Genomic DNA, 21,325 nt, shown 5'->3' with positions numbered 1-21,325 from the left:
GGCATTGGGCATTGGGCATTGGGCATTGGGCATTTTTCAATTTAGTGGGGGTGCAAAAACGCCGATTATTCAGACGCGAATCGAAAATACTCACATCCCTACTCCCTACTCCCTACTCCCTACTCCCTCGTTAATGCTTGATAGCGACCTAAAGCTATTAAAGGAAAGTATTGTTGATACAGATGATACTTGAGATAAAAATGGCAAGGGAAGCCTGTGCCTGTAAAGTCCGCCTCAAACCAAGTACCATCAGGCTTTTGAGTTGCCACTAAATAGCTAATTCCCCGTTCAATCACCTCAAGAGCTAATTTCCCAGTAGCTTCACCTGCTGCGATCAACCCAATTAAGGCCCAAGCAGTTTGAGATGCAGTACTATTTCCTTTGCCTTTGAGACTGGGATCATCATAGCTGCGGCAAGTCTCGCCCCAACCACCATCTGGGTTTTGACATCCAACTAACCAAGCTGCTCCCCGTTCTATACTGAGTTTATGCCTTTGAGGGTCAATTAATGCTAAGGCTGACAAAACGCCACTTGTACCATAGATATAATTTACACCCCAACGACCAAACCAACAGCCTTCAGTTTCTTGTTCGCGCAGAAGATAAGTTAGCGATCGCTCTAAACTATCACTATCAATTGACAAATCACAAGCACCAAGCATTTCTAGTACTCTAGCCGTAACATCTGCGGTGTTTGGATCGATCATGGCTTTCAAATCGCCATAAGGGATGGAGTTGAGCCAATCTTGATCGTTATCTAAATCAAAAGCAGCCCACCCGCCTGGTTTACATTGCATAGATGCAATCCAGTTTAAGGCCCGAGCGATCGCAGCTTGCTTGATTTTTTCATTGGGAAGTTTCGCTAAATGTAGCGCCATCACCACTACAGCCGAGTCGTCTACATCGGGATAAAAGCGATTGTCAAACTCAAAAGCCCAAGCCCCTGGTTTTCCCTGGCGATTTTTTACAGCCCAATCACCGTAATCCAAAATTTGTTTTTGTAATAACCATTCTCCAGCCTGAACCACAGCCGGATGATCTGGTGCAAAGCCAGATTCTATCAAAGCACGCATCGCCCAAGCTGTATCCCAAACTGGTGAAACACAAGGCTGTACCCGGTAGCTATCTTCTGTTTCAATGGCAAAGTTATCAATTGCTTGCAAACCTCGTTCCACAATGGGATCGCTTCGGTCATAGTCCAGACACCGCAAAGCTAACATTGAATTCAGCATCGCCGGTATAATGCCGCCCCAGTCGCCTGTAGCTTCTTGGCGCTCTAAAATCCATTTTTCGGCGGCTTTGATGCCTTCTTCACGGAAGGGTACTAAATTCAGGCTTTCTGCCAACTTGAAGCCCTGATCAAGGGTGAGGAATAAATCTGTCCAGTCGCCACTTTGGGGTAATTCCCACCGGACTCGATCAACACCTTCAGCGTATAGTTCATCTAGGTTGATAGTTGGATCGGTGATAAAAACAGGTTTGCGATCGCATACAATCAGCAACGGCACAGTACTAGAACGCGCCCAGCTAGACATCTCGTAGATATTGACAGGAAAAGCTTTTGGCAACAGCATTATCCAAGGTGGTAGCGAGGGAATACCGCGCCAGTTGTAGCAGCCAATCAAGGCTAGATGCAACTTGGTAAAAATCCGAGTTTTGCTGATCCCACCGCGTTGGAGAATAAAGGCTTGCGCCCGAATCATCGCCGGATCGTTTGCTGGTACACCTAGCAGCCTCAGCGCCATGTAGGCTTCAACTGAGGTGCTAAGTTCTCCGCCATCACCATAATAAAGTTCCCAACCGCCATGCTCTCGTTGCTCTTGACGCAGATATGCTTCAACTTTGTGTAAAGGTCTGGTTTGGTCTGTTCCCCAAATCTTATGGAGGAGGACGGCTTCAGCAGTGATGGTGACATTCGATTCCAACTCAGCCCACCAGTAACCTGCCGAATTTTGAATCGAAAGCAGATATTCTTGACTGGCTGCGATCGCATCTGCGACTTGATTGACTTTTACCCTGTCTTGTGTTTGCATCAAATACTATTTAACCTCAACACCCAACACTAGTTTTGAATACGACAATCCGATAAAAAAATTTTTCCTATATTCAGTAGACATAGTATTCTGTCTGAGTCGCTGAAAATTTGCAATAGGTCATGGATGTAATTGTATTAGGATTGATGCTCTTATCCTTGACAATTTGGTTAGGATTACTGTGTTTTTGGGGACAATTTTGGCGGACAGACCAACAATTAGAGGTTACAGAAACTCAGCTACAATCTTTACCTGTGGTTTGTGCCGTCGTTCCGGCGCGTAACGAAGCTGAATTGATACCAACTAGTTTGCGATCGCTCCTTCTCCAAGATTATCCTGGTTCTTTCAACGTTTTTTTGGTAGACGATCGCAGCACAGACCGGACAGCAAATTTTGCCGAAGGAGTTGCACACGCTGTAGGTAAACCCCAGCAGTTGCATATTATCACTGGTGAATCACTGCCTCCTGGTTGGTCGGGTAAACTTTGGGCAGTTGAACAAGGTATAAAAAGCGCTAGTAAACTCGCACCTGATTATTTTTTGCTAACTGACGCAGATATCGAACATGATCCTGCTAATCTTCGCCGACTGGTTGCTAAAGCTGTGCAGGAAGATTTAGACCTGGTTTCGGTAATGGTGCGACTTAGGTGTGAAAGCTTTTGGGAAAAACTTTTGATTCCAGCTTTCGTCTTTTTCTTCCAAAAACTCTATCCCTTCCGCTGGGTGAATAATCCCAACAATCCCACAGCCGCCGCCGCTGGGGGATCTATTCTGATCGCCCGTGAAGCTTTAGAGCGAATTGGGGGTATTCAAGTCATTCGCAAAGCTTTAATTGATGATTGCGCCCTAGCTCAGGCTGTTAAGAAAAGCAGAGGAGATAAGGAAAATACCCCATTCCCAATGCCCAATGCCCCATACCCCATGCCCAATCAAGGACGTATCTGGCTAGGATTGAGTAGCTTGACTCGCAGTTTGCGTCCCTATGACTCGCTGGCGACGATTTGGGATATGGTTGCTCGTACTGCCTATACCCAACTGAATTATTCTCCATTACTACTATTGGGAACTTTAGTAGGAATGCCTCTGATTTATCTAGTTCCACCTGTGTGTGTAATTCTGGGTGCAGTTTGGAGTAATTGGGCGATCGCACTTACAGGTTTATTTGGATGGCTGTTAATGGCGTTGGCTTACTACCCCACGATCCGATTTTATAAATGTTCTCCCTGGTTAGCTTTTAGCTTACCTGCGATCGCTTTTCTCTATACCCTGATGACTCTAGACTCAGCACTACGTCACTGGCAAGGACGCGGCGGCGCTTGGAAAGGAAGAGTTTACACCAATCCAGATAATTTATAGTGACTTGTCCTTCTCAAATTACAGTGGCCAAATATAAGGCGCGAAAGCTAAAATTAAAATAAGCCGGAAGTCGTTGATTTCTGCAAGCCGCACACTCGTGACTTTTAGTCATGCGAGGTTCAATAAAAGATTTATGACAACCGCAACACCAACACATAATCCTGTTATTGTCCCCGAAAAGCTGCCTTTTCTGGAATCAATTTGTTGGCAGACAGCCGATGTCTATCGCTTTACTCCAGAACAAATGCTGAGTCGCTATGAGCGTGGCTGGCAGTATCACAATCTATTTAATAATCTTGAAGGTGAAGAACTCAATTTTCTTCAGGAACTCGCCAGACGCTATAAATCCTGGTTGCAAGTTTGTTTATGACCTTTAGGTTTGAACACCATAATCAAATTCTCACAGTTCTTGAATCTTTAGATTCGGACATACTTAGGAAGGGTTCTGCTTACTTCGGTGGCGGAACCCTTCTTGCATTTGAGTTTGAAGAATATCGCTGGAGTAAGGACGTTGATTTTATTGCTTCTGTTGGTACAGAAGGCTATAAGTATCTGCGGACAGTAGTCTTTGAGAGTGGGCATGAAGCATTATTTCGGGATTTAAGTAAAATCCAAGTTGGACGCAGTACAACTGACCAATATGGAATTCGGATGATCGTTTTTGTGGATGATGTGCCGATTAAAACGGAAATTATTGCCGAAACTCGTTTTCAAGTAGACCCACCAAGATATCCGAAGTGGTCACTCGTTCCTTGCTTAAGCCTTAATGACTGTTTTACCTCTAAGCTGCTATCAAATTCTGACCGTTACGCGGATGACAGCGTAGAGGCAAGAGATTTAATCGATCTAGCAATTCTTAGGCTGCAATCTTCAATCCCTCAAGCATCAATTGAGAAGGCTGAAAAAGCCTATCAGGTTATGCGCCCTTTGAAAAGAGCGATCGAACTATTTCAGGGAAGACCGGATTACAGGGAGAAATGCTTTCTCGGTCTACAAGTCGATCAAGCTCAGATACCCAAAATTATCGACGGTATTGATTTACTTTCTACAGATTTAGGTTTATCTCACACCCCAAGAGTTTTTCGAGAAGAACATGATATCTTTGCTGATTTAGAAACACAAATTAGAAAACAAGAAGATTCTTAAACAGGTAGCTCAAGAGTGCTGAGTGCTGAGTCATGAGTGCTGAGTAGGGAATCTTACTTTTTCTACTCATCACTGGCTCAACGCCCCGCTACAGCTAACGGAACTCGGAACTATTCTGCCCAATGCCCCATGCCCAATGCCCCATGCCCAATGCCCCATGCCCAATGCCCCATGCCCAATGCCCAATGCCCTAAATCCTTGAAGCTGTTTGTTTAGCACTCGCAGGGACAACAGGCAATGGTTGAGCGGCTTTCAATACCGCATCCAGCAGCCCTGGAAACAGCATCTCTAAATCTTCACGCCGCAGGATGTTAATGTGATGTGTCCCTTCCTTCCGTGTAAAGACTATCCCCGACTCTCGCAAAATCTTGAAGTGATTGGACATGGTAGACTTAGCGATCGCAAAATCAAACCTCGCACAACATTGTTCCCCCTCAGTCGCCAACAGGCGCACAATCTCTAGCCGCACCGGATCGCCCAATGCATACAACACGCCCGGTAAAGAAATATTTTTTCTATCTGGATGATAAAGGAATTTCATAGTTGCATTATCTCATCAGGTGGCATATATTTTTATTATTCGATATTATCGAATTATAGAATTAATTAGGAAGGCAATTTATGTCATCCATTACAAACGTCACAGAAGCCACATTCAAGCAAGAAGTTTTGGAAAGTGAAATTCCGGTCTTAGTGGACTTTTGGGCACCGTGGTGCGGCCCTTGCCGGATGGTTGGCCCAGTCGTCGATGAAGTTGCTGCGGAATACGAAGGACAGGTAAAATTTGTGAAGCTGAACACAGATCAAAATCCTACTGTCGCCAGCCATTATGGAATTCGCAGCATTCCGACGCTGATGGTTTTTAAGGGAGGTCGCCAGGTCGATACTGTCGTAGGGGCAGTCCCAAAAACTACCTTGAATAAGACCTTAGCACAGCATCTTTAATTTAAGTTAGGGGCATAGGGAATTGGGCATTGGGCATTGGGCATTGGGCATTTGCTCCTCTGCCCCTCTGCCCCTCTGCTCCCCAGTCCCCACTCCCCACTCCCAGATCATTCTGTTTCAACTAACGGGGAAAGAGCGAAATGGACTTGAAATTACAGGGTAAATCCGCACTGGTGAGTGGCTCAACCGCAGGTATTGGTTTTGCGATCGCTCTTGGGCTAGCTCAAGAAGGTGCATCAGTAATTGTCAACGGTCGGTCTGAAGAAAGAGTAACCCAAGCGATCGCTAAAATTAAGCAAAGTACACCGGACGCAAAAGTTTCTGGTGTTGTTGCTGACGCAGCCACTGCATCAGGGGTAGAGAAACTCTTTCAAGAGGTTCCTCACGTTGATATCCTCATAAACAATGTCGGTATTTATGAGCCAAAAACCTTCTTTGATATTACTGATGAAGACTGGTTAAATATATTTGAGGTTAACGTCCTCAGTGGAGTCCGTTTGAGTCGGCAATATCTGCGAAAGCAGCTAGAGCAAAACTGGGGGCGGATAATTTTTATCTCCAGTGAATCTGCTATTCAGATCCCAGTAGAAATGATTCACTATGGCACAACTAAGACAGCGCAACTAGCCATTGCAAGAGGTCTAGCAGAAATGACTATTGGGACTGGAGTCACAGTCAACTCAGTCCTACCAGGGCCAACCCGCTCAGAGGGCGTTGAAGAGTTTATTATCAACCTGGCGCAGGAACGTGGGATTAGTCCAACGGAAGTTGAGGCTGAGTTTTTTCAGAATGTGCGTCCAAGTTCCTTAATCAAACGCTTTGCAACTAATGAAGAAGTAGCAGCGATCGTAGTTTACCTTTCTAGTCCGCTAGCATCAGCAACAAATGGTGCAGCTTTGCGGGTAGATGGTGGCGTTATTCGGTCGATTGTTTAGTGTGGGGCATGGGGCATGGGGCATGGGGAATGAGGAATAGACAGACAAGGGAAATAGCTAATGCCCAATTCCCAATTCCCAATGCCCCATGCCCAATGCCCAATGCCCAATGCCCAATGCCCAATGCCCAATTCCCAATGAGTAAAAATAATTTGGAGATATAACCAATGACAACTGATATCAACTTATTCTCTCCTTGTCAATTAGGGAATCTGGAACTACCTAATCGGATAGTGATGGCACCCTTAACCCGAAACAGGGCAAGTGAGGGAAACGTACCACACCAACTTAATGCTACTTACTACGCTCAACGTGCTTCTGCTGGACTGATTATTGCAGAAGCATCACAGGTAACTCCTGAAGGACAGGGCTACCCAGCGACACCAGGAATTCATTCATCAGAACAGGTGGAAGGATGGAAGTTAGTAACTGATGCAGTACATCAGGAGGGAGGAAGAATTTTTCTGCAACTATGGCATGTAGGCAGAATTTCTCACCCAGACTTACAACCGAATGGAGCTTTACCTGTGGCGCCTTCTGCGATCGCTGCGAAAGGTGAGGCTGCAACCTATGAGGGACCAAAACCCTTTGTTACTCCCCGTGCTTTAGAAACTTCAGAAATACCGCAGATAGTCGAACAGTACCGTCAGGGAGCGGCAAATGCTTTAGCTGCTGGCTTTGATGGAGTGGAAATTCACTCAGCTAATGGTTATTTAATAGATCAGTTTCTCCGCGATCGCACCAATCAACGTACAGATAAATATGGGGGTTCCATTGAGAATCGGACTCAATTCTTGTTGGAGGTGACGGAGGCGGTAACTAGTGTGTGGGATTCTAATCGGGTAGGAGTACGTTTTTCTCCCAGTGGAACTTTTAACGATATGGGTGATTCCAATCCCCTAGAGACATTCGGTTATGCGGCTCAAGCATTGAACCAGTTTAATTTGGCATATCTGCATCTTTATGAAGCCACAGAAGCAGACATCAGACATGGCGGGATAATTGTACCCACTAGTCACATACGCGATCGCTTTACAGGTACACTCATCGTCAATGGTGGTTATACGCGTGAAAAAGGCGATGCTGTACTGGCAAACAAAGCAGCAGATTTAGTTGCCTTTGGCACATTATTTATATCAAATCCTGATTTACCCCGACGCTTGGCTTTAAATGCGCCACTAAATGAACCTAATCAAGCAACCTTTTATGGTGGCGATGAAAAGGGATACACAGATTACCCATTTTGGTCGGCTGCTAATGAGGCGGTAGCTAAAGCGTAATTCGTAATTCGTAATTCGTAATTATGACTTTATGGCTGTGTCTTATATGGGTGTAGCCAAGTTGTTTGTTCTGAAACAAGAATTGAAGAAGAATTCAGGAGTCAGAATAAATCAGTCGGGAATTCAGACCCGCGACTGATTGAAAACCACCAAATCTACGATTTGGTGGGGGTGCAAAAACGTCGGTTATTCATCCGCTTTTTCATTCAGAATACCCAACTGAATTCTGACTCCTGACTCCTGAATTCTGTTCGATAATTTTTATTTTTGTTTCATGAATAAATATATTGGCTTGTATCCTAATTAGGAATTACGAATTATTTGGTCATCACTCAACTATCAGGAGAATCTCATGAGTCCTATCACCCAAACCCAACCTTTAGATGTACCGAGTGCGATCGCTAAACGTCGTTCCATCAAAACTTTTACAACAGACCCCATTGCCCCAGAACTACTCAAGCAACTAGTAGAGTTAACCGTGGCAGCACCCAGCAGCTTTAATATCCAGTCATGGCAAATTATTCTTGTGCAAGATGACGCACAAAAGGCCGCACTAGCAGCAGCATCGTGGAATCAACAGCAAATTATCCAAGCACCTGTTACCTTTGTGTTTGCCGCCGATCCTAATGCCGGTGAAGAAAACTTAACCCCAATTCTAGAGCAAGCTGCCGAAACTGGAGCATGGAATGAAGGCACGGTAAACTATTTCAAAGCCGCCATCCCGCAATTTCAAGCTGGGCTAGGCGACAAGCGACGCGAATATGCCATCAAAGATGCCATTATTGCCGCTACCCATTTGGTGTTAGCAGCAGAAAGTCTGGGATTATCCACTTGTTTTATGAACGGTTGGGTTGAGGATCAGGTAAAGGAAGTCATTGGGGCTGGGGATAATCCAGATTTAGCGATCGCTGTTGTTGTTCCTGTTGGTTATGCAGCCGAGCCACGCTTAAATCCAGGTCGTCTGCCATTCTCCTCCAACGTCTCTGTGGATAGAATCGGTAATCCTTATGCAGGATAAATTTTCCTAAATTGGTATGGGGCATAAGACAAGATGGTAAAAAAGTCGATTTCTGAGCCTCATTAATGGAGTTCAAAAACTCATCAACGAAGCTCAAAGACTCGTGAATGAGTCTTTAATAGTCATTCACAAGTACCTACTCGATCAATTTAGATATTGATCTCTGCTCCACCACTCCCAATACTGTTCGGTTAAGACAAGAGACGCGATGAATCGCCGTCTCTACAATAATCAGTCCTTTGTAGAGACGGCGATTTATCGCGTCTTTGTAATGATTCATCGCGTCTTTGCGAGCTAGAATTTTCATCAAAAAACCTTAACCGAACCGTATTAGATTCACAACTATCTTCAGTTACGCTCAATTCTTAATCTATGAATGTTTTAATCGAATGGCATTAAGAAAAGCTTTAAGCTAGGCAGAATAAGCACTACAGGTTTAAAATATGGCAACAACAGCTTTAATTGTCGGTGCAGGTGATGGACTGAGCGCTTCTTTAGCTCGCCTATTTGCCAAAGAAGGATTTACCGTAGCTTTAGCGGCTCGCCAAATTGAAAAACTCACTCAATTGAGCAGTGAAATTGGGGCGGTTAGTTTCGCCGCTGATGCTTCAAAGCCCGATGAAGTAGAACAGTTATTTATTGATATTGATCATAAAGTCGGTTCCCCGAATGTTGTCGTTTACAATCCTAGTTTTCGGGTGCGGGGGCCTCTTGTTGATCTAGACCCTGGTGAGGTGGCAAAAACCCTAGATATCACTGCTTATGGTGGCTTTCTTGTAGCCCAAGCTGCTACCAAAAGGTTTTTGCAACTTGGTGGCGGTGCTATATTTTTTACTGGAGCCTCAGCCAGTGTTAAAGGTTATCCGCTGTCTGCTCCCTTTGCAATGGGTAAATTTGCACTGCGCGGTTTGGCTCAGAGTATTGCTAGAGAATTAGCACCAAAAAATATCCATGTGGCGCATTTCGTGATTGATGGTGGAATTCGTTCGGCAGTCCGCCAAGATCCAGTGGATAATCCTGATAGTACTCTTGACCCGGATGCGATCGCTCAAACTTATCTCAATATCCTCCACCAACCCCGCAGTGCTTGGACTTATGAAGTAGAACTACGTCCGTGGGTAGAGAATTTCTAGCCTAGACAATTGTTACAAGAAGAGTTTTGAAGGTATGAAAATTGATTTTGGTGCAACTGCTACTGATTATGCAAAACACCGCGCTGGCTTCCCCAGTTCATTATTCAACAAACTGTCTGAATATGGTATAGGTTTACCAGGGCAGAATATTGTTGACCTCGGTACAGGAACAGGAACACTAGCGCGGGGTTTTTCTGATAGGGGTGCTTATGTAATTGGTATAGACCCATCAGTGTCACTTTTAGAACAAGCCATACAGTTAACTGAATCTGTCCAACTCAAAGTAGATTATCGAGTTGCAACTGCCGAGAATACCGAATTACCAGATGCAAGTGCAGATGTGGTGACAGCTGGACAGTGTTGGCATTGGTTTGATCGTCCGCGTGCCGTCCAAGAAATTACTCGGATCTTGAAAGGAAATGGCTCGATCGCGATCGCTCATTTTGATTGGATACCCTTAAAAGGTAATGTAGTTGAAGCCACAGAACAACTGATCAAAGCTCACAATCCAGCATGGAATTTGGGCGGCGGTAATGGATTGTATCCCCTGTGGTTACAAGATATTGGCGAAGGAGGATTTAGAGAAATCCGCACATTTTCTTACGATGTATTTGTACCTTATACACATGAGGCTTGGCGGGGGCGAATTCGTGCTAGTGCCGGTGTGGGAGCCAGTTTGACACCAGAAAAGGTAGAAGTATTTGACCAGGAATTGGCAAAATTACTCGAAGCAAGATATCCCACACCAATTCTTGAAGTTCATCATAGAGTTTGGGCTGCGATCGCCAAATCACCGCAACCTAATTCGTAATGAGGCTACGCACAGTCGCTAACCCTGCGCTAAGGTTGTCAGTTTAAGTATTTTAAATTTCCAGAAATTAAATTATTCAATTTTGGGAGCGCAGATGATCGTTAGATTCTTCCTCCCCTGCTCCCCCCTGCTCCCCCCTGCTCCCCCCTGCTCCTCCTGCTTCCCCTGCTTCCCCTGCCCCCCTGCCCCCCCCTGCCCCCCTGCCCCCCTGCCCCCCTGCCTACATAGCAATGAGATATTTATTTGTAAGTTGTAAGTCCCTTACCTTAATGATGGGTGCGTTGGTCAAATTCTCACTTTGGTCGCCTCCAACAGCTTGACACTGGCATAAATAGCATCAATATAAGGTGTGGGGATTTGAGTGAGTTTTCCCAATTCTGCCACCGCGCCAACAATAGCGTCTATCTCAGTGGGGCGTCCGACTTCAATATCTTGTAGCATTGAGGTTTTGTGGGCACCAACATTTTCTGCCCCATTAATTCGCTGTTCCAAAGTAATACCAAACTTTATACCCAAATTTTCTGCGATCGCTTGAGTTTCAATCATCATCTGTCGCGCTAGTTCACGAGTGAGGGGATAGCGACAAATATCCTCTAAAGTAGCACCAGTCAGGGCACTAATGGGATTAAATGCCACATTACCCCACAATTTGATCCAAATTTCCGTGCGAATTTGATTACGGATTGGTGCTTTGAATCCTGCCTGTTTTAAAGTCTGTGCCAATAATTGAATGCGTTCGGTTTTAGTGCCGTCAATTTCACCGAGAGTAAAGCGATCGCCTTCAATATGCTTAATTACACCTGGTTCAATTATCTCAGTTGCCGGGTAAACCACACAACCGATGGCGCGGTCAGCACCTATACTAGCTTCAATAATCCCATCTGGGTCAACAGATTGAATCCGCGTACCTTCATACTCACCGCCATATTGACGAAAGTACCACCAAGGAACGCCATTTTGGGCTGTTACCACCATCGTGTGAGAATTGTAGAGTGCAGGAAGAAAAGGTGCGATCGCAGGAACACTGTGAGCCTTGACAGTTAAAATTACTACATCTTGTGGCCCTGCTGACTGGATATCACTAGTGGCCAAAGATGGAGTAGCAATTTGGCTGGAACCATCTGCCATGACCAACTTTAGTCCTTTTTTTTGAATTGCCTCTAAATGAGAACCACGCGCAATCACGGTCACTGTTTCACCTGCCAGTGCCAGTTTTGCCCCTAAATATCCACCAATCGCGCCCGCGCCAACAATACAGATTTTCATTTTGTCGAAAAAATATAGATCGTGGAAGACGGTATCCAGTTCAGTTCCAAGTAGTGAGTTTCCCACCTTAAAGTGCTACGGTGTACACACAAGTCCTAAAAACCTAGCTTGATAAGCATTTCCTCGTTCCCAGTCTCCGACTGGGAATGCATTCATTGAGTCTCTGACTCAATACCAGATTGGAGGCAGAGCCTCAACGAGGAGCATTCCCATGCAGAGCATGGGAACGAGATAAACGAGAGAACAATGAAAAATCAAGCTTTTTTTGACTTGTGTATACACCGTAGCCTTAAAGTGGGGAAGATTCACAACTACTACTTCTAACTCATTACTTCTAACTCATTACTTCTAACTCATTACTTCTAACTCATTACTTCTAACTCATTACTTCTAACTCATTACTTCTAACTCATTACTTCTAACTCAGCACTCAGCACTCACTAGCCGCTAGGCTTTGCATCGCTGACAGTAAGTCTTGATGAACAGATTTTGAAGCAGCTACTATCAATCCAGGTAGGCTATAGTTTTTACAAGTATGCAGTGGCGGTAAAGGCGAACCGTCCAGAGTAGTTACAATCCAGCCAGCCTCTTTCGCAATAAAAGCGAGTGCAGCACTATCAAGAAATTTACCCGATTTAATAACTGCTCCACTTAAATCACCGCTGAGAATACCATTGAGATTAGGAATTTGAATATCACTAGAGTAATCAGTCGCTATATCGATTACTTTATATCGATCTTTTAGTAAATGTGCGATCGCATTCATTCCCCATCCCAACAAAATAGAAGGTTTGGCGGATGTTATATGTAACGGGGCACAGGCTTCTAAGTTCATCTCCAGCGTCCCTTTAAAAGCACCTTCGCCTCGAAGGGCGTAAAAATAAATGTTTTGGGCAGGAGAAATGGCAATTACTGCTTCAAAGTCATCCGAATTTAAAATACTGAGAATAATTTGATAATTAGAATGTCCATCCATATAAAACTTCGTGCCATCAATCGGGTCAAGCGTGACTAAGTAATCACCTTCTGAACCGAGTTCGATAGCGCGAAAATATTTGGTGTTGTTAGAACTTTCATATTCTTCGCCATAAAAGCGAATATCTGGGAAAGTGCCCAGCAATACTACTTCTACCAGGTTTTGAATAGCCACATCCGCATCAGTAAGTGCAGCAGCAAAAAAGTTTTTTGCTTGTTCTTTGGCGGGAAGTGCAGCAATTTTTGGTTGAAGAAAATTGGCATAGGCTGCTGCTACTTTGAGATGGGGGAGTAAAGTCTCCAAAATTAATCGAGTAGTTGGTTTTGTGGACATTGCAGCAAACTCCTTTCAGAAATAATCTACCGTTGACAGGGCGATAGAATTCTATATCTAGACAAAATTACGGTATCATGTGGATGTAATGATACCACCGTTGCTATATTACTTTAATCTGTTTGTCTCAAAGAAACTATAGAGAGAATCGCAATTTTTATCGTAAAATTAAGGCTTTAAGACCGAATGTCAACACCTAGCTAAAGTTTCAGTCAGGCTTTAAATTCCCATCTGAAAATCTCTTCTCTACAAGATCCTATGCGTAGCTTGCTTCCCTGTAAGGGTAGGATTTTGAATTGTTATTGATGGTTTTAGGAAACTTTTTCGAGCTTTTTCTGAGTGAATTTGGATAGCTTGTTACGCGTAAGCTAAAAATAGAAGTGGGTTAAGGGATGGTGATTATGGTCGCAGAAAAACTAATGGGTAATTCACTATCTTCTAATCCTAAATTTTTCAAACCTGGTTTAGTTGGCGCAGAAAACATCTCTAGATAACCTGGTTTGGACAAAAAACTAGCGAAAAATGGACTAGAATAACTTCCTTCCGAAGTGGAATATGCAAAACCCTTACCCGTTAACTGCTGAGTATTAAGACTAATTAAATCATCAACATCAAAAGGTTCGTTTCCTGGCATTGGAGTCCCAGGCGCTTGCAAACCAGTAATTATTTCACCATTTCGTGTACCAGTAATTCCAGTAATCAGGTAAAAACCTAAATTGTTAGGGGTGTCATTAGTGGTGAAAGTACCGTTTGCCGCTATGCCAGTACCAGAATAACTCCAGTTCCAACTTAAAGCAGAGGCGGCTGGCATTGTCCCGAAAACTAATCCAAAAGTGGTGGCGAGGACTATGGCATATAGAGCTAGATTTTTCATGGAAGTCGTTAGTGCGATCGCGGATTTTGTAGAAGGTTCCCGTGTATTATACGGAAATTAAGTAAAGATAGTATTATCAATCTTGCCTATTTACCCACTCAGCACTCAGCACTTGGAACTCAGCACTCTTCATTTAGCAGCGATCAAATAACCACGTTAAAGCAGCATCAACATTACTAACCTGTTCTCCTGGCGGGATAGGTGGACGATTTACCATAACAACCTTTACACCCAGTTCTCGCGCTGCAATAATCTTGGCCTTTGTTGCATCGCCACCGCTATTTTTGCTCACGATGGTATCAATCTTGTTATTAATCAGGATTTGTCTTTCATTATTGAGAGTAAATGGCCCGCGATCGCACAATACCATTCCCGGTGGTACTAAAGCTTCATCGCCAGGAGGGTCAATCATCCGCATTAGAAACCAAATTTTCTCTAGATAAGCAAAGGCAGCGAGTTCTTGCCTACCCACTGTCAAAAATACCCGCTGTGCCTGGTTTTGCAGTGCTGTTGCTGCGGCTTCAACGCGATCAACTTCAATCCAGCGATCGCCACTTTCTTTTTCCCAAGGCGGACGAATTAACATCAGACGGGGGACTCCAACTTCCGTTGCGGCATCTGCTGCATTAAAGGAAATCTGAGTCGCAAAGGGATGGGTTGCATCAATTAATAAGTCGATTTGCATGATTCGCAGATAGCTAGCCAACCCCGCCACCCCACCGAAACCTCCAACCCGTAAATCCCCCAACGGTATTGACGGTTCACGGGTGCGGCCAGCTAGAGATGTGATTGCTTCTAACCCTTGGATAGTCGCAACCTTGGCAGCTAGTTCTGCCGCATCTCCCGTCCCACCTAGAATCAAAACGCGCATCATTAAAAAGGAGTCAGAATTCAGAATTCAGGATTCAGAATACTCTACCCATAAACGGATAGGTTCAAGGAAGAATATTTGAATTTATTTTTGCCCACGGTGAAAGAGGTTTTAATCTATACTCAAACTCTCGCGGATTTGCTTTGCTTAACTCTATCCGCCACTCGTACAGAATTCATACTGAATTCTGTTTTGATAAAGGGGGAATTTTTGCCAAAATACCTTTTTTTAGTGCTTCTGGACGCTCTGACCAAGGCAGTAAACCGTCTGCTTTAGCATAGTATTGACTAGCACATTGCAGCACCGCAGAAGCACTACCATCAACTGCTAAGTCACCAAATAAATATGTTAATTTCCCTTTGGCAGCAAAGGCGACTACACAAGAACGATTACAAGCACTCATGCATTCAACTTCCTGAATCGGAAATTCATCTCGTAAGTCCCAATCTTGGGCAAGCTGCTGAAGTTGGTGTAAAAGTTTTTCACCACCACTTTCGCCTAAGCGTTTTCCATTTTGCCAAACACTGGCACAGGTTTTACAAACAAATAAAGTATGATTAGCAACACCCAAAGGATTGGTTGGGGAAATATTTACAGTCGTAGTCATCTGTACCTCGCAGATATGTGAAACTGATAAATCTATTTCGGCGGGCATCCTGACTCACTCAATTTGGTTCCTTAATCTCAAATTAGTTCACAGTTGCGGGACAGCGCCGGATTTGCACCGAACTTTCCCCGTTACCTCTGGTAGCTGACTCCCACCAGAACCGAATAACCTTATCGATCATACACTAGTGGTCTATCGCATTAGTTACGAGGAATGAATAAGTTCGTAGTAAGGACTTTAGTCCTGGATTTTTAAGCACTGAAGTGCTTACTACAAACTCATGATATTTAATGCGATAAATCACTAGTACAACACGGCGGAAATAAACCAATCATTCCAAATCAACGAAACCCTTATGCTGTATTCATTTTTAATTTTTAATTTTTAATTTTTAATTCCGCCTTGCGGTACTAGGGTTATCGGAGAATACGAAACGACAAGCTTTGCGCCAACATCAAACTGGACGACAACCAGACAAAATACTGTGCATATTCACTACTTGTCCAATAACTGCGATCGCAGGCGCACCAAATCCAGTTTGCTCTACCTGCTCTACAATTGTCTCCAAAGTACCAATCAATTCTTCTTGTTCGGGGCGCGTACCCCAGCGCACCAAAGCAATGGGCGTTTCTAAATTCAACCCAGCTAAACTTAATTGTTCGACAATATAAGGCAGATTGTGAATTCCCATATAAATTACAATGGTTTCGGAACCGTGAGCGATCGCACTCCAATTCACTATCGGTCTATACTTACCTGCTGCTTCATGACCAGTTACAAATATCACTGACGAACTATACAGTCTATGCGTCAAAGGTATACCTGCATAAGCTGCTGCTGCAATTCCCGATGTGATACCGGGCACTACTTCCGTTGATATTCCAGCTTTGACTAATTCTGCCATCTCTTCACCACCGCGACCAAAAATAAACGGATCGCCACCTTTTAGCCGTACTACAATTGCATGATCCTGCGCTTTCTCAATCAGCAATTGAGTTGTTTCTTCCTGGAACAGCGAATGTTTTCCCCTCCGCTTACCAGCATTAATTTGCTCGGCTTGGGGATTAATCATTGCCAGAATTGCCGGACTCACTAAGGCATCATAGATAACGACATCTGCACATTCCAACAAACCTTTGGCCTTCAGGGTAATTAAACCTGGATCACCTGGCCCCGCACCTACTAAATAAACCTTTCCCAAATAATTGTTCTCCTGTTTCTCTGTGCGGTTCATTTATCTGTTAAATCCCAAATTAGCTCGGCTAATTCTGCACTTGCTCCCAAGGGCTGCGCCAATTGGAAATTCACCGCAGAAAATTGTAATTTTAGCTCCTCTATTGAGGCCGCGATCGCATCAGTTATTCCACCAGCGAATAAAAAGTATGGCAAAATTGCAATTTCTCTATAACCAGCAGCTACTAACTCTTTCACCCGTGATTCTAAACTAGGAGGCCCAGCCCAATAAGCAGCCACTACTCCCAAACTCGCCGCCATTGCTTCCACAGTTTCTTGAGAACCTGCGCGACGGCTACCATGAGCTAAGAGAATCCATGCTTCTGCTTTTGTCGCAGCTATTTGCTTTGCCAGTAATTTCTCTAAATTGGGGTGAGAGCCTAAATATGGTTGCAACTCAATGATGATATCTTCACCAATAGCCTGTTGTGCTAGGGCTACTTCGGCGGGAATATCTGTCATCACATGCACTCCCGGCAGCAGAAATAGCGGTACAATTTTTAGGCGCTGATCGTTTTGAGGTAGTTTGCGATCATCGCCAAAAGCGCTCTTAGCAAATTGTTGAATCTGCTCGTGTAAAGGCTGAGGACTCATTTCTAAAGCAGCTACACCAACCAGATGTTCGCTATTTAATGAGTTGAGATTTTCTGGCAATTGATTACATACCAGCCCTGCTAGTTGCTGCATAGCAATTTCTGGGCGGCGATCGCGGCTTCCGTGAGATACTAAGAGATAGGCAGATGACATCGGCAAAAATTGAACTTTCAGTTACTATTCTTACTTAATATTAAGTTGGGGGGTATATAGATACCCTGATGAGAAGGAGTCAGAAGACAGAATTCAGAATCCATTCTGGATTCTGGCTCAGGAATTGCTGAATTCTTCTTTGGTAATTATTGAAGAAGAATACTGAATTTTGGATTCTGACTTGTTCTTCAAATTCTCCCCCTTCTGCTTGACTTATTGTTCTTCAGCAGTGTAAGTATAAAATTGATCAAAAGCTCCCACTGTTTCAAATTTATAAGAAGGTATCCAAGAACTTATTTTTAAATCTGTACGGTAAACGCTAAAAATCATGTAATTTTGTCTTTCTGTAGTCCTGGCAATAATTTCTTGGATTTGCGGGTTAGCCGAGTCAACCAACTTATCACAATTAAAACGGATTAAATTTTCTATAATATTCGTAGTATTTTTGCATACATCGGTTTTTAAATATTCTGACAACCTTTGTACTGCATATTTTTCATATTCAACCTGACTGGGATTGGTCTTCGCCATTGTCACACCCAAGGCGGCGAGTCCTGCTGCTGCTCCAGTATATGCAATGATGGTCAATGGTTTCATGTTTGCCAAGTTAAATTCGTTGTAAATCGTTAGATTCCAGAGACTCTAAATCAACTGAGTCCGTTCCTTGAATAAAAACTCTTGATCGCTAGCCAAATTATTGCTATAATTCAAATTGTTGAATGGCGAGCGTAGCCAAGTGGTTAAGGCAGTGGTTTGTGGTACCACCATTCGTGGGTTCAATTCCCATCGTTCGCCCTATATAATTCCATAATGATCCATATATTCCTATAAAAGGTGGGTTGTGGTTCTGAACTTTCATAACCATCACTTTAGCAAGAATCTGTCGTCTATAAGTTCATAGACTTGGAATGGTTACAAATCCACGATGATTAATTAGCTTATATTATCAAGAAGTTGATGTATATAAGCTAATCTACTTTCTAAATGAAAATTAGTATACAGCTTAAATATTGATCCCCCCAAAGATAGAATTTAAATTATTTTTTACCTATACTGATTATCTTTCACTAGCAATTAATCTAATTTTATTCCTTAAGATAGATGATTTTTTTAATTAAATTATTTTTTTGCGAATACAGTTTTCCACTATAAATTTAATACTATTTTTATTATTTCCATAGATTTTTTCAATACCTAAAACTCTAGTGTTAAACAGCAAATAAGATTACAATAGACTGTTAATTGCTGTATGTAGCAATTTGTACTTGATTAACTTTGAAAGTTATTAAGTTAGGTAAACCGAAAAGTTTAAGTATGTCCTGTACCTTTTCGCTTTACCTTACCTAATAAACTTGGCGAACTATTAGGTAACAAGGAATAATGTTAAAACGTCGCGTAATACTAGCTGGTTTGAGTGTACTTAGCTTAACGTTAGCTGTGAGTACTAAAGTCTATGGTAGTTCCACTAGCGGGCCAGATGCTTGGGAGACTGTCTACAATGATGCAGTTGCTGGAGCAACAACGACAATTTCAGTGCCGCTTTTAGGCTTTTTATTGTCAGTTGTCTTACAAATATTCTTCAATTTGGCAGGTTTTTGGGGCGGTTAATTCTTGGTCTCATACCTAAAAGGAGTCTCAATAGAGGCTGTTGCAGTGTAGTTTTTGGTAATTTCTCAGCCTGTGTAGATGCTCTGCGTCTTGTTGCCAGACATCGCCTGAATAAATTTTTCATTTATTAACGCAGATTATCCCATAGCCAAATATTCCATAACCCGTGAGGACTTTTCTTGCTATGTTCAAACCTCGCACAATTTTTAGTGCCTTAAATGCAATTATCCTAGCATTTGCCATCAGCACACTGATATGTATACAACCCGCATTTGCTGTTGGCGGAACTTGTAATCCAACTGTGGGAAACCTACCTATATGCCCAAGTACCGCACCTTCCGAATCAGCTAGTTTTGTTGACCCAACAGCAACAATCATCAATCCCACAAATATTACCTTGGGCGAAAAAGTTTACGTTGCTCCATTTGCCCAGTTAGATGCTACTAATGCTCCTATTAGTATTGCAGCAGATTCTAATGCTCAAGACCAAGTGAAAATCACAGCTTCAGGAACGGGAGTGCAGATTGGCGAGCGTGTCATTATGGCACACATGGCCATTGTCAAAGGTGCAGCTAAAATTGGTACTCAAGGTTCCACAGGGCCTTTTACCGACGCAGTTACCAATACTCAGTTTAGCAACACTGTTCCAGAGACTTTTCTCGCTTTCAACTGTGAAATAGATGGTGCAACTATAGAAAGAAACACAGTAGTAAACTTTCTGGCGCGAGTTGGCCCTGGTGTCACCTTACCTGCTGGTAAAGTTGTCTTGCCTGGTAAAAACGTTACAACAAACCTACAAGCTACTAGCGGCATCTTAGGGAAGGTGGCAAACTTGACACAAGCCGACGTTGCATTAATGGAAGGCATCATTGAAGTTAATGAAGCATTTGCCAATGGATATACAGACTTAGCCAGAGCAGACTTGACCAACGTAACAGGAATTAATTATGCTCCCGTCACCTTCTTTAACTCTGGAGGTCTGCCGCAGATAGGTGGAACTCCAACTCGTAATCCTAACTATCGTAACCGAATTATCGGTAATCTTACTTTCCAAGATTCTTTAGCAACACTCAACCACAATCTAGCTAATAGAATTTCGCTACGTGCTGATGAAGGTGAACCTTTTAATGTTGGGTCAATTGCTGGGATGGCAAACGATGTTGTCTTTCACGCTTTAGAGACTACTAGTTTGACTCTTGGTAATGGAGTTGGTTATGGGCCTCGCGCTCTAGTTCATGGCGGTAGGCAGATTGTCAATGGTGTTGCTAATGGCCCCGAAACTAGCATAGGTGATGCCGTAGGGTTAGGGCCGAACTCTGTTATATTCCGCGCCAGCATTGGTAACAGATCAGCAATTGGGCGAAGAAGCGCAGTATTCAACTCTACAGTAGCTCCCAGAACGCATATCCGTTCTCAAACAATCTATGCAGACAACGGCAACCTGATTTTACCTGTGGAGTGGTAAGCAACTGACTTTCGCATCATGATGAATCGGAAAATATTGTCGGTGCAATTACAATGCCTACGATTGATTGCGCTGTTCACTTTGATATTCGGATTGATACTAGGTGTTGATGACAGTTCATCTATAGCTGCTGAAATCACCTCAAATCAGCCTCAAGTTGTACAACCTTCAGTCACCGGACTTGTCTCTACATTGTCGGATGAAGTCGAGGAATTACCACCAGACTTAATTCGCTGGTCAACTTACTGGCAACTTTGCTGGGAAGCATATCCTGAAGCTAAAGAGTACGAACTACAAACGGTGCTTGTGGAAGGGAAGTCTTCAAAGTTGAAACGTCAAAGCGATCGCTGCTTTCGTATACAAGCTGCATCTAATGAAAACCAAAAATCACAAGGATTACTCAACCGTGATTTGATCTTGCTAATGCATAAAATTCAGCTTGGTTATCGAGTGCGAGCCGTCTTAGATAACAACCGCGTTAGTGAATGGTCTCAAGTAATGGCAGTCGGTGCAACTACTACCTCTGAATTGAATGGTACTCAGCATACCTGTGATAGCGCTTGTGGTACCAACGATAGCACTGAGAGTGAGTTTTTCTAATGTTTGTGGTGCAATCCCAGCGCGAGGATACCCTAGTAAAGGTGCTTGTCCTTCATAAAAGGGAGATTTTCTCTGATGAGAATAGCTTT

The 21,325-nt window shown here is 43.4% G+C and carries 24 protein-coding genes, 1 tRNA gene and 1 riboswitch; of the genes, 13 read left to right on the top strand and 12 right to left on the bottom strand.

Annotated elements, in window-relative coordinates:
* Window positions 1-119 precede the first annotated feature (119 nt).
* Window positions 120-2,033 (bottom strand): squalene--hopene cyclase, encoded by a 1,914-nt coding sequence (gene shc, locus HUN01_RS06050; protein ID WP_181932578.1) that lies wholly within the window; start codon window positions 2,031-2,033, stop codon window positions 120-122.
* 122 nt (window positions 2,034-2,155) lie between these two features.
* Between shc and HUN01_RS06045 the strand changes: the two genes are divergently transcribed.
* The 3 genes from HUN01_RS06045 (at window position 2,156) to HUN01_RS06035 (ending at window position 4,534) form a co-directional block, all read left to right on the top strand.
* A complete protein-coding gene (locus HUN01_RS06045) occupies window positions 2,156-3,388 on the top strand; it encodes a glycosyltransferase (RefSeq protein ID WP_181930511.1) in 1,233 nt (410 codons plus the stop codon).
* A gap of 133 nt (window positions 3,389-3,521) precedes the next feature.
* Window positions 3,522-3,758, top strand: a complete 237-nt coding sequence (locus HUN01_RS06040) for a hypothetical protein (RefSeq protein WP_181930510.1) — start codon at window positions 3,522-3,524, stop codon at window positions 3,756-3,758.
* Window positions 3,755-4,534 carry a nucleotidyl transferase AbiEii/AbiGii toxin family protein gene (locus HUN01_RS06035; protein ID WP_181930509.1) on the top strand — a complete coding sequence of 260 codons (780 nt, stop codon included), beginning with the start codon at window positions 3,755-3,757 and terminating at the stop codon, window positions 4,532-4,534. The genes HUN01_RS06040 and HUN01_RS06035 overlap by 4 nt, the downstream gene beginning before the upstream one ends.
* A 190-nt stretch (window positions 4,535-4,724) precedes the next feature.
* Here the strand turns inward: HUN01_RS06035 and HUN01_RS06030 are convergent, their stop codons facing one another.
* On the bottom strand, window positions 4,725-5,075 hold the full coding sequence (locus HUN01_RS06030; RefSeq protein ID WP_181930508.1) for an ArsR/SmtB family transcription factor: 351 nt from the start codon (window positions 5,073-5,075) through the stop codon (window positions 4,725-4,727).
* 80 nt (window positions 5,076-5,155) lie between these two features.
* On the opposite strand from HUN01_RS06030, the gene trxA reads away from it, so the two are divergent.
* Window positions 5,156-5,479: a thioredoxin gene (gene trxA, locus HUN01_RS06025; protein WP_012412473.1), complete on the top strand. Its 324-nt coding sequence runs from the start codon at window positions 5,156-5,158 to the stop codon at window positions 5,477-5,479.
* A 140-nt stretch (window positions 5,480-5,619) separates the two neighbouring features.
* On the top strand, window positions 5,620-6,414 hold the full coding sequence (locus HUN01_RS06020; RefSeq protein ID WP_181930507.1) for an SDR family NAD(P)-dependent oxidoreductase: 795 nt from the start codon (window positions 5,620-5,622) through the stop codon (window positions 6,412-6,414).
* Here HUN01_RS06020 and HUN01_RS06015 read toward each other — a convergent pair.
* Window positions 6,395-6,598: a hypothetical protein gene (locus tag HUN01_RS06015; protein ID WP_181930506.1), complete on the bottom strand. Its 204-nt coding sequence runs from the start codon at window positions 6,596-6,598 to the stop codon at window positions 6,395-6,397. The two genes, HUN01_RS06020 and HUN01_RS06015, sit on opposite strands and share 20 nt — an antisense overlap.
* Here HUN01_RS06015 and HUN01_RS06010 point away from each other — a divergent pair.
* Both HUN01_RS06010 and HUN01_RS06005 read left to right on the top strand, forming a co-directional pair.
* Window positions 6,582-7,694: an alkene reductase gene (locus HUN01_RS06010; protein ID WP_181930505.1), complete on the top strand. Its 1,113-nt coding sequence runs from the start codon at window positions 6,582-6,584 to the stop codon at window positions 7,692-7,694. The two genes, HUN01_RS06015 and HUN01_RS06010, sit on opposite strands and share 17 nt — an antisense overlap.
* 352 nt (window positions 7,695-8,046) lie before the next feature.
* Complete coding sequence (locus tag HUN01_RS06005; RefSeq protein ID WP_181930504.1) at window positions 8,047-8,712, top strand: nitroreductase family protein; 666 nt, start codon at window positions 8,047-8,049, stop codon at window positions 8,710-8,712.
* A gap of 136 nt (window positions 8,713-8,848) precedes the next feature.
* On the opposite strand, the gene HUN01_RS06000 is transcribed toward HUN01_RS06005, so the two are convergent.
* Window positions 8,849-9,019, bottom strand: a complete 171-nt coding sequence (locus HUN01_RS06000; RefSeq protein WP_181930503.1) for a hypothetical protein — start codon at window positions 9,017-9,019, stop codon at window positions 8,849-8,851.
* A gap of 136 nt (window positions 9,020-9,155) precedes the next feature.
* Here HUN01_RS06000 and HUN01_RS05995 point away from each other — a divergent pair, with 136 nt between their 5' ends.
* Together HUN01_RS05995 and HUN01_RS05990 are read left to right on the top strand one after the other, a co-directional pair.
* On the top strand, window positions 9,156-9,845 hold the full coding sequence (locus tag HUN01_RS05995) for an SDR family NAD(P)-dependent oxidoreductase (protein ID WP_181930502.1): 690 nt from the start codon (window positions 9,156-9,158) through the stop codon (window positions 9,843-9,845).
* 34 nt (window positions 9,846-9,879) lie between these two features.
* Window positions 9,880-10,656, top strand: coding sequence for a class I SAM-dependent methyltransferase (locus HUN01_RS05990; RefSeq protein ID WP_181930501.1), 777 nt, complete (start codon window positions 9,880-9,882; stop codon window positions 10,654-10,656).
* Window positions 10,657-10,941: 285 nt separating this feature from the next.
* On the opposite strand, the gene HUN01_RS05985 is transcribed toward HUN01_RS05990, so the two are convergent.
* From HUN01_RS05985 to HUN01_RS05950, 8 genes are all read right to left on the bottom strand, one after another.
* Entirely contained in the window at window positions 10,942-11,922 is a 981-nt protein-coding gene (locus HUN01_RS05985; protein ID WP_181930500.1) for a 2-dehydropantoate 2-reductase, read from the bottom strand.
* Between the two features lie 430 nt (window positions 11,923-12,352).
* Complete coding sequence (locus tag HUN01_RS05980) at window positions 12,353-13,231, bottom strand: inositol monophosphatase family protein (protein ID WP_181930499.1); 879 nt, start codon at window positions 13,229-13,231, stop codon at window positions 12,353-12,355.
* A gap of 385 nt (window positions 13,232-13,616) precedes the next feature.
* Window positions 13,617-14,105 (bottom strand): PEP-CTERM sorting domain-containing protein, encoded by a 489-nt coding sequence (locus HUN01_RS05975; RefSeq protein WP_181930498.1) that lies wholly within the window; start codon window positions 14,103-14,105, stop codon window positions 13,617-13,619.
* Window positions 14,106-14,238: 133 nt separating this feature from the next.
* Window positions 14,239-14,976: a cobalt-precorrin-6A reductase gene (locus tag HUN01_RS05970; RefSeq protein WP_181932577.1), complete on the bottom strand. Its 738-nt coding sequence runs from the start codon at window positions 14,974-14,976 to the stop codon at window positions 14,239-14,241.
* A gap of 175 nt (window positions 14,977-15,151) precedes the next feature.
* On the bottom strand, window positions 15,152-15,583 hold the full coding sequence (locus tag HUN01_RS05965; protein WP_181930497.1) for a DUF1636 domain-containing protein: 432 nt from the start codon (window positions 15,581-15,583) through the stop codon (window positions 15,152-15,154).
* Between the two features lie 22 nt (window positions 15,584-15,605).
* Window positions 15,606-15,763: riboswitch (cobalamin riboswitch) on the bottom strand.
* A gap of 274 nt (window positions 15,764-16,037) precedes the next feature.
* Window positions 16,038-16,817, bottom strand: coding sequence for a uroporphyrinogen-III C-methyltransferase (gene cobA, locus HUN01_RS05960; protein ID WP_181930496.1), 780 nt, complete (start codon window positions 16,815-16,817; stop codon window positions 16,038-16,040).
* The gene (locus HUN01_RS05955; protein WP_181930495.1) at window positions 16,814-17,563 is read right to left on the bottom strand and encodes a sirohydrochlorin chelatase; all 750 of its coding nucleotides are present in this window, start codon (window positions 17,561-17,563) and stop codon (window positions 16,814-16,816) included. Before HUN01_RS05955 ends, cobA begins: the two co-directional genes overlap by 4 nt.
* A 213-nt stretch (window positions 17,564-17,776) precedes the next feature.
* Window positions 17,777-18,160 (bottom strand): DUF4359 domain-containing protein, encoded by a 384-nt coding sequence (locus HUN01_RS05950; protein WP_181930494.1) that lies wholly within the window; start codon window positions 18,158-18,160, stop codon window positions 17,777-17,779.
* A 125-nt stretch (window positions 18,161-18,285) separates the two neighbouring features.
* Here HUN01_RS05950 and HUN01_RS05945 point away from each other — a divergent pair.
* The 4 genes from HUN01_RS05945 to HUN01_RS05930 all read left to right on the top strand — a co-directional run bounded on the left by HUN01_RS05945 (window position 18,286) and on the right by HUN01_RS05930 (window position 21,236).
* Window positions 18,286-18,358 (top strand) — tRNA-His (locus tag HUN01_RS05945).
* Window positions 18,359-18,943: 585 nt separating this feature from the next.
* The gene (locus HUN01_RS05940) at window positions 18,944-19,171 is read left to right on the top strand and encodes a hypothetical protein (protein WP_181930493.1); all 228 of its coding nucleotides are present in this window, start codon (window positions 18,944-18,946) and stop codon (window positions 19,169-19,171) included.
* 184 nt (window positions 19,172-19,355) lie between these two features.
* Window positions 19,356-20,636 (top strand): LbetaH domain-containing protein, encoded by a 1,281-nt coding sequence (locus HUN01_RS05935; RefSeq protein WP_181930492.1) that lies wholly within the window; start codon window positions 19,356-19,358, stop codon window positions 20,634-20,636.
* Window positions 20,637-20,654: 18 nt separating this feature from the next.
* Complete coding sequence (locus tag HUN01_RS05930) at window positions 20,655-21,236, top strand: hypothetical protein (RefSeq protein ID WP_238846017.1); 582 nt, start codon at window positions 20,655-20,657, stop codon at window positions 21,234-21,236.
* The last annotated feature ends 89 nt before the right edge of the window (window positions 21,237-21,325 follow it).

It is taken from the genome of Nostoc edaphicum CCNP1411, assembly GCF_014023275.1.
In the GTDB taxonomy this organism is placed as follows: Bacteria; Cyanobacteriota; Cyanobacteriia; order Cyanobacteriales; family Nostocaceae; genus Nostoc; species Nostoc edaphicum_A.
Note: the sequence above shows the minus strand (reverse complement) of the source record. Positions and strands in the feature narration are given on the sequence as shown.